Annotated in this window: 9 protein-coding genes; 4 read left to right on the forward strand and 5 right to left on the reverse strand. The window is 69.4% G+C overall.

Annotated features, from left to right (window positions below; all coding sequences use genetic code 11):
• Positions 1–29: 29 nt before the first annotated feature.
• Entirely contained in the window at positions 30–965 is a 936-nt protein-coding gene (locus tag FVE25_RS52075) for a tyrosine-type recombinase/integrase (RefSeq protein ID WP_157254852.1), read from the reverse strand.
• A gap of 821 nt (positions 966–1,786) precedes the next feature.
• Here FVE25_RS52075 and FVE25_RS52080 point away from each other — a divergent pair.
• A complete protein-coding gene (locus FVE25_RS52080; RefSeq protein WP_157254853.1) occupies positions 1,787–2,920 on the forward strand; it encodes an acyl-CoA dehydrogenase family protein in 1,134 nt (377 codons plus the stop codon).
• A 470-nt stretch (positions 2,921–3,390) separates the two neighbouring features.
• On the opposite strand, the gene FVE25_RS52085 is transcribed toward FVE25_RS52080, so the two are convergent.
• Positions 3,391–4,839, reverse strand: coding sequence for a hypothetical protein (locus tag FVE25_RS52085; protein WP_157254854.1), 1,449 nt, complete (start codon positions 4,837–4,839; stop codon positions 3,391–3,393).
• A 216-nt stretch (positions 4,840–5,055) separates the two neighbouring features.
• Here FVE25_RS52085 and FVE25_RS52090 point away from each other — a divergent pair, with 216 nt between their 5' ends.
• Complete coding sequence (locus tag FVE25_RS52090) at positions 5,056–5,265, forward strand: type 2 periplasmic-binding domain-containing protein (protein ID WP_157254855.1); 210 nt, start codon at positions 5,056–5,058, stop codon at positions 5,263–5,265.
• 69 nt (positions 5,266–5,334) lie between these two features.
• On the opposite strand, the gene FVE25_RS52095 is transcribed toward FVE25_RS52090, so the two are convergent.
• Complete coding sequence (locus FVE25_RS52095; protein ID WP_157254856.1) at positions 5,335–5,487, reverse strand: hypothetical protein; 153 nt, start codon at positions 5,485–5,487, stop codon at positions 5,335–5,337.
• Here FVE25_RS52095 and FVE25_RS52100 point away from each other — a divergent pair.
• Positions 5,474–6,001: an LLM class flavin-dependent oxidoreductase gene (locus FVE25_RS52100; protein ID WP_157254857.1), complete on the forward strand. Its 528-nt coding sequence runs from the start codon at positions 5,474–5,476 to the stop codon at positions 5,999–6,001. The two genes, FVE25_RS52095 and FVE25_RS52100, sit on opposite strands and share 14 nt — an antisense overlap.
• On the forward strand, positions 5,998–7,203 hold the full coding sequence (locus FVE25_RS52105) for an FAD-binding oxidoreductase (protein ID WP_157254858.1): 1,206 nt from the start codon (positions 5,998–6,000) through the stop codon (positions 7,201–7,203). Before FVE25_RS52100 ends, FVE25_RS52105 begins: the two co-directional genes overlap by 4 nt.
• 5 nt (positions 7,204–7,208) lie before the next feature.
• On the opposite strand, the gene FVE25_RS52110 is transcribed toward FVE25_RS52105, so the two are convergent.
• Positions 7,209–7,817 carry a hypothetical protein gene (locus tag FVE25_RS52110; RefSeq protein WP_157254859.1) on the reverse strand — a complete coding sequence of 203 codons (609 nt, stop codon included), beginning with the start codon at positions 7,815–7,817 and terminating at the stop codon, positions 7,209–7,211.
• A 135-nt stretch (positions 7,818–7,952) separates the two neighbouring features.
• A complete protein-coding gene (locus tag FVE25_RS52115) occupies positions 7,953–9,143 on the reverse strand; it encodes a serine hydrolase domain-containing protein (RefSeq protein ID WP_157254860.1) in 1,191 nt (396 codons plus the stop codon).
• Positions 9,144–9,861: the final 718 nt, after the last annotated feature.

Below are 9,861 nucleotides of genomic sequence, written 5' to 3' on the forward strand. Positions count from 1 at the left end.
AGTGGTGTGGATGCTGGTCAGTCCAATAGTTAGTGGGTTCGTTTCGGAGGGGCGAGGATGCCAGTGACCTCGGGTCCGAGGTTGACGTAGCGCAGGGCGGTGCGGGGGTTCTTGTGCCGGGTCTTGCCCATGATCAGCTGGAGCGGGACCTCGGCTTCGCCGAGGTGGGTGGCGGCGCTGTGGCGGAGCTGGTGCAGGTCGAGTCCGGCGTGCTTGTTGAGCAGGACGCGGGCGCGGTCGTAGCCGAGGCGGGGGCGTCCGGTGTGGGGGCAGATGTCGGCGGCCATGGGCCGGCGGGCGGGGACGGGGCGGCGCTCAGCGAGGAAGAGCGGCCCGTGGGTGCGGATGCCGCCGCCGGGTAGGCGCAGAAGGCGGGGTAGCAGGTGGGCGGTGCCGCTGGCCCAGTACACCCATTCGATCGCGCCGCCCTTCGATCGCACCGGCGCCCGCCGGTTTTCGAGGTCGAGGTCTTCGATGTTGAGGGCGAGGATCTCCGCGGCCCGGGCGGCGGTTTCGTAGAGCATGCGCCACAGGGTTTTCTCCCGCAGCGGGATGTCGCGGCGGCTCAGCAGCCGGTGCAGCGTGGTCTTGGCCACCGCCCGGGTCTCGTCGGGATGTTCCTTGCGGCGTTCGGCCTCGCCCGGCACCGACGGCGCCGCCCACCGCTTCACCGTGCGGCACCACGACAGCCAGGAGGAGACGGCGGCCCGGTTGCGGTTCCAGGTCGCGGCCGCGCACGCACCCCACAGCTCGGTGAGCGCCCGGCCGACCTCGTCGTCACCGACCTCGCCCAGCAGCCGCTCGCGCCCAAGCGCCGCGATGGTGCGGTCGACGGCGGAGGCGTAGGCGCGGTGCGTGTTCGGGTTGGTCAGCCGGGCGGAGGCCAGGAACGCCTCGGCCGCGGCGGCCAGATCGACGCCGTCGCCGCGCAGCGCGGCCACCTTCCGGGCGTCGGCGGCGCTCACGCCGGCCACCGCCGTGCGGCTCTGACCGTGATTGGCCGGCCGGACCAGCTCTGCCGTCTCCTGGTGATGTACCGGATAACGTGCCCAAGTCGCACACCGCGACCGGAGATGGTTCTCCTGGTCGGCACCGAGCCGTGATCGCTCATATACGTGATAATAGACAGTTATCACGTGAATCATACGTATTGCATCTGATGCATGGTCACCGACTTGATCGCCCAACGCCGCAACATGGGAACCGCGGCGGCTGTCACGCGGCCAACCCCACCTCGCCTGGCTCTTCCCTGGCCAGCGCCCAGGCCGCCCGATCACTGTCAACCGGCTCCGAGACCGGCTTCGCGACCTGGGCGTCACCCGCAACAGTCGCGTCGCGGCCTTCAACGAACTCCTGCGCGAGATCCCCGCACCGGTCCTCGCCGACCTCGTCGGCTGCAACCCTGGCTTCGCCGCCACACGGGCATCAGCCCTTGCCAACGACTGGAACGCCTACACCGCGCTCCGAACGTCTCAGAGGACCAGCCAGCGGTGACCTGCTCGAGAGGAATACGAGCAGGACGAATATGGGACGGCACCAGTCTCATGGGTAAGGGTTGAACGCCGCCTTCGATGGCGTCTTGTAGGAGTGCTTGCACGCGGATGTGATCGTTGCTGCGGCGACAAGCAGAACCGGGGCGCCGCACGCGGTGCTGCCCGGGTACCGTGCCCTCCAGGGCCGGCCCGGCCCCCGGGGCGGTGTGGCAGCTGCTGCGCGTCACCCGGGCGCTGTGAGCCGGTCTGGGCCGTCGACCGGGGTGGACGCCTCGGGGAAGTGGGAGAAGACCTTGCGATTTCTGGAGCGGGAACGCGCCACTGTGGCCAGGCTGCTGCCGGGGCTGGAGGAGAGCCTGCGGGCGTTATCCCTCATGGAGCTGGAGGGCGCCGATAGCCCCGCCGTCCAGCTCTTTCGTGACAGCGGCGGCCCCGGGCTGCTGGTGCCGGCCGCCTACCGGGGGCGGGGAGCCACCGCCCTGGACGCCCTGCGGGTGCAGCGCGCGCTGGGCAGCCGGGCGCCGTCGCTGGCCGTGGCCACCACCGTGCACCACTTCTCGATGGCCACTCTGGTCGCTCTGGCCATCACCGACGAGGATGGCGGCGATGACCCGGAGTCGATGCTTGTCGAGGGTGTGGCCGCCGACAACCAGCTCGTGCCGTTCGGTTTGCCCGAGGAGCGCCCCGGCGCCGGAATCCTGTCCCCGATGACCGCCACGGCAGGGCCCGACGGGTGGCAGGTCAGCGGGAGGACGCGCCCGTGCAGTCTGGCCCGGTCGATGGATGTGCTCGCCGTCAGTGTCCTGGTCCCCAGCTGGGACGGCGACGGCGGCCAGGTGCCGGCGGTGGCGCTGGTGCCCGCAGGAGCCGACGGTGTGAGCCTCGGCGAGGCGGGGGCCGACGGCGCGCGGGTCACCCTCGACGACGTCCTGGTGCCACCGGAGCTGATGGTGCAGGCGCGCCCGTCTGCGTCGGCCCCCGGCGGGCCGGCGGAGGTCATGCTGAGCGCGGGCTTCGCCTGGTTCCAGCTGCTGATGACGGGCAGTCACCTCGGGGCCGTCAGCGCGCTGGTCGAGCGGGTGCTGCTCAACAGCCGGCTGCCGGAGTCCGAGCGGGTCGGGCTGCTGGTGGAGGCCGAGGGCGCGATGTCGGCCGCGGAGGGTCTGGCCCGCCGGATCGACGACGGCGGCCTGGATGAGTCGGCGCTGGCCGAGTCGCTGTATGTCCGCTACTGCGTGCAGGACACCCTGTCCCGGGTGGTCCCGCGTGCGGTCGAGCTGCTCGGCGACCTCGACTCTGTGGCCTCCGAGGAGATCGGCCACCTGGCCGCCTGCGCTAGCGGGCTGGACCAGCATCCGCCGGCACGCCAGCCGATGACCGGCCCGTTGGCGGCCTACCTGGGCGGGGGGCCGCTGACCATCGCCTGATCCCCGGCGCCCGGGCGGCACCTCCGCTCGCGCACTGACCGGTGCGGCTCGCCGGCCTGCACCAGGGCCGACGAGCACCCTTCACACAGTCGCGCCTCGTTGATCAGGCGAGGCGCTGACGCTCACTCCTGCCCGCCATCGCCCTGCACGGGCCTTACGCAGACGGGAGCGGCTTACCGCCACCGGGGTTGTTGCGCTGCTCCTCACCCCGGGAGGCCTCGCCGCCGGTGCCATTTTTCGCCGGCGGCGTCCCATGCCCACGCTCACCGTCGGTCGCGGCCCCGGGGCGGTTCTCCCTCCCCGGGTTCGGCGAGGGGACGCACGAGCCGCTGGAGCGGGCCAGACGCCACGCGCTTGCCCGGGCACGGGTGATCAACGCCTCCTACCTGCATCCCCTCCACGACCACAGAGGCCCGACACATCCTGCGGGGCATGTCGTGTGCAGGGGGTTTCCTTGCGCCGTGGTGAAGTCAGAGGGTTTCGCAGCCGATCCAGTTGATGTACCAGCCGCACCGCTCGGCGTCGGCGACCGTCCAGGTTGTGGGGACGCCGGTGTGCCATCGGAGGAAAACGGTGAAATGGGTGGCGCTGGGGTTTTGGACGCCACTGATGATGTCGGGGTCGTAGGTGCCGCCGCCGTTAATTTCGAGGGTGGCGAGGTACTTGGGGGTGCTGGTGAACCCTGCTGCGGAGGTATCGACCTCGATGGAGAAGGCGTCAGGTCCGGCGGCCTTCCAGCCGCCAGACCCAGGGGTGCTCCGTCCTGAGGCCACGCCGTTGACATTGCGGGCGTACAGGATGCCCAGCTCCTTGGAGCCTCCTGTGCGCCAGACTTTCACCCCGCCCAGGGGGAAGGTGATGACTCCCTCGCCCTTATTGGGCCCCTCCACATACGTGGCCTGCACGCCGTCGGCGTACAGGGTGCCCATCTGCTCGACGCCGCGTGTGCGCCAGACCTTCACCCCGCCCGAGGTGAAGGTGATGTCTCCGTCGCCGTTCTTAAGCCCCTTCATATACCCGGTGGCGACGCCGGCGGCCGTCAACGTCCCCTGCACGCCGGAGTCGTCGCAGATCTCCGCCCCTGTGCCGGTGATGGTGAGGCCCCAGTTGGTCGCGGTCCCCTGGAGCCGGGGTGTCTTGATCCCGGTGGTGGCGGTGAGGGTTTCCAGGACGGGATGGCGCACCTGAACGGTCGTGGTGAGGAAGTGTTCCTGCGCAGGGGTGGTGCGGGAGGTCGCCTTGAGGGTGTAGGTGGTGGCCCGCGTCGGGGCGGCCGTCGGTGACCAGGAATACGAGGTGCCCGTGGGGGGCTTTGCGATGGGGCCCGACGACCCGTTCGGGTAGGAGATCACGTAGTTGAAGTCGTCGGACCCGTCCCAGCGCAGTGTGAGGCTGTCTCCGGTGTCCAGCATCTCTTTGTCTGAACGGAAGCTGCGCGGCGCGGGGATCGGCTGGGGAGTGGTCTTCACCACCGCCACCGCCGCGTAGCTGGGCTGATTCGAGGAGCCCCCCGTGACGACAGTCTCGGCCACCAGCAACACCACCGGCCCGGCGCCAACAGTGAGGGTGACATCGGCCAGCGTGAGGATCATGCAGTCGCCGACATAGAAAGCTTCACTACGGCCGCGAGCGGTGGCATGGAAGCTATTGGTGCCTTTTGGACCGAAGGTCACCCGGGTCTGGACGTTCGTCATGGCATTGGTGTATTGGCCGGTGGGGTTGATGCCGCTGGTATTCGGGGTGAGGGTGTCGACGACGGTGCCCACCGGCACCGTCACCTTGATCTCCGACCAGTTCACTACCCTTTTCGTGTTGTTGGTGATGACCAGATACACCGTCCCCTTAGACGGGGTCCTGTTGTTCTCCGAGGCCTCCAGCGACGCAGGATCGGTGAGAACGGTGTAGGTCAGCGAGCTCATGGATAAGTCCTCCTTCTGCATGGCGACGCAGGCCAACGCGACCCGCGCGACGAAAGGGGCAGGGCGGGGGCAGCCGGCGAGACCCAATGGCCCATCCGAAATCCGCCACATGCCCGCCCTGCAGAAGATCACCTCTCGATCCAATCGCCCGCGTTGGAGCGTGACAAGATCACTCAAGGAGAACATGACGGGCGATTCGGCAATATCCTCAATGTCTTGACATGTCAGTCCCTGGTGGCGGCCGGTATGGGCGTCGGCACCCTGCCGGGCCTCGCGCTCCAAGCACGCCGCACGCCGGGCATCCACGCCACCGAGATCACCGGCAACACCTGGCAGATCTTCGCCGTCACCTACGGCGAGCTACCGGACCCGCCCGCGACCACCGCACTGATCGAGCCTGAAGGCGACCGCCACATGACATGCTGACGACCAGCCCGCCCAGCCGCCGCGGATGGGGCAGGACCGCACGAAACGACCAGGGCGGCTCCGGCGACCTTATGCCGCCTTGGTCAAGATGGTGAAGTCGATCGCGGGAAGGTCGGGGTCGAAATCGTCCGGGCGTAGCCGCAGCACGTCGGTGGCATACAGGCCGAACCTGCTGATGTGCGCGGTCAGGTAGGGCGACAGCTGCGCGATGTCGGCCTTCACCGAGGAGTCGCTGGGCGTCCTGCATGCCGCGCTGGCCGGCGGCGGGGTGCGGCTGCGCAGCGAGCAGCACGCGATCGAAGGGTACGCGGCCGGGCCCGTGCCGCCCGCTCCGCTCCCGGTCTGGCTGGGCGCCCAAGGCCCCAAGATGCTCGGGGTCGCCGGCCGGGCCGCCGACGGCTGGATCTCGCCTCTCAACATCTACGTCCCGCCGGCGGAGGTGCCCGCCAAGCAGAAGCTCATCGACGAAGCGGCCCGTACGGCAGGGCGCGACCCGGCGCAGATCCGCAGGATCTACAACGTACTCGGCCTGATCGGAGCGGCGCGCGGCGGCCCCGGCCTGATCGGGAACGCGACCCTCTGGACCGACACGCTCACCGAGTGGGCGCTCGACCTGGGCTTCGACACGTTCGTCTTCTGGCCGGTGGCCGAGCACGCGACCCAACTCGACCTGTTCGCGAAGGAAATCGTCCCCGCGGTCCGCGAGCGGGTCGCCCAGGCTCGGGGGCAGCGATGATCCCGCGCGTCGTCCCAGGCGATGACCGGTATCCGCTGCTGCGCTCCACCTACACGACCGTGGGCGCACCGAACGAGGTCCTGCTGCCGGAGAGCACCTCCCAGGTGGTCGCCGCGCTCCGGCACGCCCGCGAGGTGGGGCTGCCCCTGGCCGTCCGCAGCGGCGGGCACGGCGTGTCAGGACGTTCCACCAACGACGGCGGCGTGGTCATCGACCTGTCGGCGCTGAACAGGGTCGAGGTGATCGACCGGGCCGCGCGGCTGGTTCGGGTGGAGGCGGGCGCCCGCTGGGCCGAAGTCGCGCAGGCGCTCGCCCCGTACGGGCTGGCGATCAGCTCGGGCGATCACGGCAACGTCGGCGTCGGCGGCCTGGCCACCGGAGGCGGCATCGGCTGGCTGGTGCGCCAGTACGGCCTGACCATCGACCACATCCGCGCCGCCGAGGTGGTCCTGGCCGACGGCAGCGTCGTACGCGCCGACGCCGACCACCATCCCGACCTGCTCTGGGCGGTCCGCGGCGCCGGCGCGGGGGTCGGAATCGTGACGGCCTTCGAGATCGAGGCCATGCACCTGCGTGACGTCGGCTACGCGCAGTTCGCCGTACAGGTGGGCCAGGACGGCAAGGAGCTGCGGCGCTGGGCCGAGTACCTGGCCGAGGCCTCGCGCGAGCTGTCCACCGCCGTCACGCTGCTCCCGCATGGCCGGTCGCTGGTCGCCTCCATCACCGCCGTGGTCGCCACCGCCGACGAGCGGCGCGTCCGGGACGCGGTCGAGCCGTTGCTGCGGATCGGCACCATCCTCGACCAGCAGGCGGGGCTCGTGCCGTACCCGGCGCTCGTCTCCACCGCGCACCTGCACGCCAACGTCGGCCAGCAGCCCGCGATCACCACCAACGGGATGCTGGCGACGATGACCGGCGATGACGCGGCGGCCCTTGCGACCACCGTCGCCGGCGGCCGGCGGCTGGTCCAACTCCGGTCGCTGGGCGGCGGTGGCGACCACGGCGGTGATGGAGGCGACCGCCTACGCGCACCGCCATCAAGACACGCTGGTGGTCTCCTCGGTCTTCCCGCCCCAGGACGGCGCGGCCCTGGAAGCGGCCTGGAAGCCCATAACCGACCGGCTCGATGGGGCGTACGTCGGGTTCGAGAGCCGTCCGGACAAGGGCGTCTTCGAGCGCGTCTGTCCCGGCCCGACCGCTGACAAGGTCAGGCGTGTGTGGAGCGACTACGACCCGGAGGGGATCTTCCAGGCCTTGTGGCGGGATTAGTACCGTGTGGGCGATCATGCCCCACGTCGACGAGGGGAGCTGGTCGAGCCCGAGCTCGGCGCGGACCGCCCCCGGACTGCCAGGCCTCGGCGAGGGCGAGAATCTCCTCGACGGTGGGCCGCCGGTCGGCGGGGAAGTGGTGGACGCTGTCGATGTCGGTGGAGAAGCGGATGACGATGACCTCGCGCGGCGGGACGGTGTGGGCGGCGTGGTCGACGAGCGCGAGGGTGACGGCTTTGGCCCAGGCCTCACGGCTCGGGTCGGCGGCTGAGACGCCCAGGTCGTTGCCGGTGATGGTGGCTGTCATGGAGGCGGAGGCGTCCAGGCAGATGATGAGCGGGCCGCGGCCGACACGCTCCCGGCCACGCGTCTGGTAGCTGAGCAAGCGGCCTTCGGCCATGCGGGCCAACAGGGCGGCGCGCGAAAAGCTGCCGGTACTGCCCGCGATGCTCAGTCTTCGCTGCGACAGAACAGCAACAACAAGATCCCGCCTGATCGCGATGATCAGGCGGGATCTCGTCAACCTCAGTCCGGCCATCTCAAGCACGGCCCCCGGACTCGGGGGTTGGTCACCAGCGCTGTTCATCCCGAGCGGAGCGCACGACGGCACCGGCTTCCCCGTGGCGCCGTCGTCATGGGGATCCCTCTAGCCGTATGTGCGGCGCCGGCTGCGTCGGCCCGGTTAGCTGCCGGCGTTCTTGCCGCAGAAGGCTGTCTTGAGGAGGTTGTCCAGCGCCTTCGGGAACTCCTTCGCCACGTCGGCTTCGGCATCCCCGCTGGTGATGGAGGCGGTCAGGGTCTTGCTGCCGTCGGGGGTGCTGTACATCAGCGCCGCGTAGCCGTTGTTGCTGCCGTTGTGGTTGTAGACGGTGCCGCCGCAGCCCGAAACCTTGTCCTGCACCCACAGCCCGAGGCCGTAGCGGCCGTAGAGGGCGGCGCTTTCGGGGTGGGGCTTGCGCATCTCGGCGAGCAGCTTGGCCGAGACCAGTTCCCCGCGGTTGAGCGCGGAGAAGAACGTCTGCAGATCCTCGGTGGTCGAGATCATGTCGCCGGCGGCGGAGATCCAGGTGGGGTTCTGGCGGGTGACATCGATCACCTTCCACTGGCCAGGCGCGTCCTCATACCGGTAGTAGGCGTGGGCGTATGGCCCGCGGATGTCAGTCCGGGCACCCGGCAACTCGGTGCCCGACAGCTTGAGCGGGACCAGGATCCGCTGCTTCATCTCCCTTTCGTAGGAGCCGGTGACCTTCTCGATCAGCAGCTTGGCCAGCACGTAGTTGGTGTTGGAGTAGCTCCAGCGCTTGCCAGGGCCGAACTTCGGCCCCTTGGATAGCGACAGCCGTACCAGATCCTCGTCCTTGTACGTGTGGAAGCGCTTGGCGACCCACGCTTTGCCCTGCCAGGGGATGCCTTGCACGGGCTTGCCCTCGGCGTCGACGTCGTAGGTGTAGTCGATCAATCCGCTGGTGTGCTGCAGCAGCATCCGCACCGTGATGTCCGGGTCGAGCTTGAACTGGGGCAGGTAGCCTGCCACCGGGGCGTCCAGTTTGAGCCTGCTGGCGTCCACCAGCTGCAGCACCAGGGTCGCGACGAAGTTCTTGGTGGTGCTGCCGATCCGGAACCGCCCGTTCGTCGGCGGCTTGGCGCTCGCGCCCAGCTTGCGTACCCCGGCGCTGCCGGCCCACTCACCCCGCTCGTCGTTCACGCGGATCTGCATCCCGGCGGCCAGGCCGGAATCGACGAACGCCTGGATGGCCTTCTGCAACTCCGGGCGATCCTGCCCAGCAGAGGCCGGCCTGCTGTCCGCGGCGGCCACCCCCGGTGTAGCCACCCCGGCCAGCAACGCTGCCGCCAGCGCCGCCGTGCCCCCCATACGCCGGAAGGCTCGCTGCCTCCGGTCCCTGCTGCTGGCGCAGAGCACGGTCGTGTTTTCGTAGCTGTCAGTCGCAGATTCGTTCATGGCAACCACAGTCGCCGACCGCCCTGACATCAGGCCGTTGCCGTGCTGACACGGCCGCTGACACGAGACCGCATCCGACTTGATCGCCGCTGGGACCTCCGCTGGCCGCGCCGCACGCTCCGGGGCACGGATGGCGTAGGACGCGCCCACTCTCGTTTCAGAGCGGGCATCAGGCGAGGAACCGCTAGGCCCGGCTGGAGATGCCGACCGGCCGCACCCCGCCAGCCGCCGGACCGCAACGGTTGAGCGACACCCTCTTCTGACCTGCCGCGTCGGCAAGGGCGCTGTCGTGCGGGCATCTGCTTGAAGGAGGAGTTGGGCACTTTGATCAGGATGGGGGGCAGACCAAGTACGAGAGAAAGGGATAGTCATGTCGCTGACCAGGATGATCACACGGCCCCACGCGTGACGTCGTCGAGCGGGTGATGGCGAGCGTGCTGGCGGCCCGCGCCACGGGGCGGGCCGGTGTTTCATAAGCCCTCACCTATGAAACACCGCCTCCGGTGTCGATTCCCGTAGTCGTGTGCGCTGGCTTCGTGGGGTTTTCGGCTGAGTGCAGTGGACTTCGAGAAATCCTGATTCCTGTACCCGTGTGCACTAGTGTCGATCTTCGTTCGTACTCCTGTGCACT

The organism is Nonomuraea typhae (assembly GCF_009760925.1).
GTDB classification, from domain to species: domain Bacteria; phylum Actinomycetota; class Actinomycetes; order Streptosporangiales; family Streptosporangiaceae; genus Nonomuraea; species Nonomuraea typhae.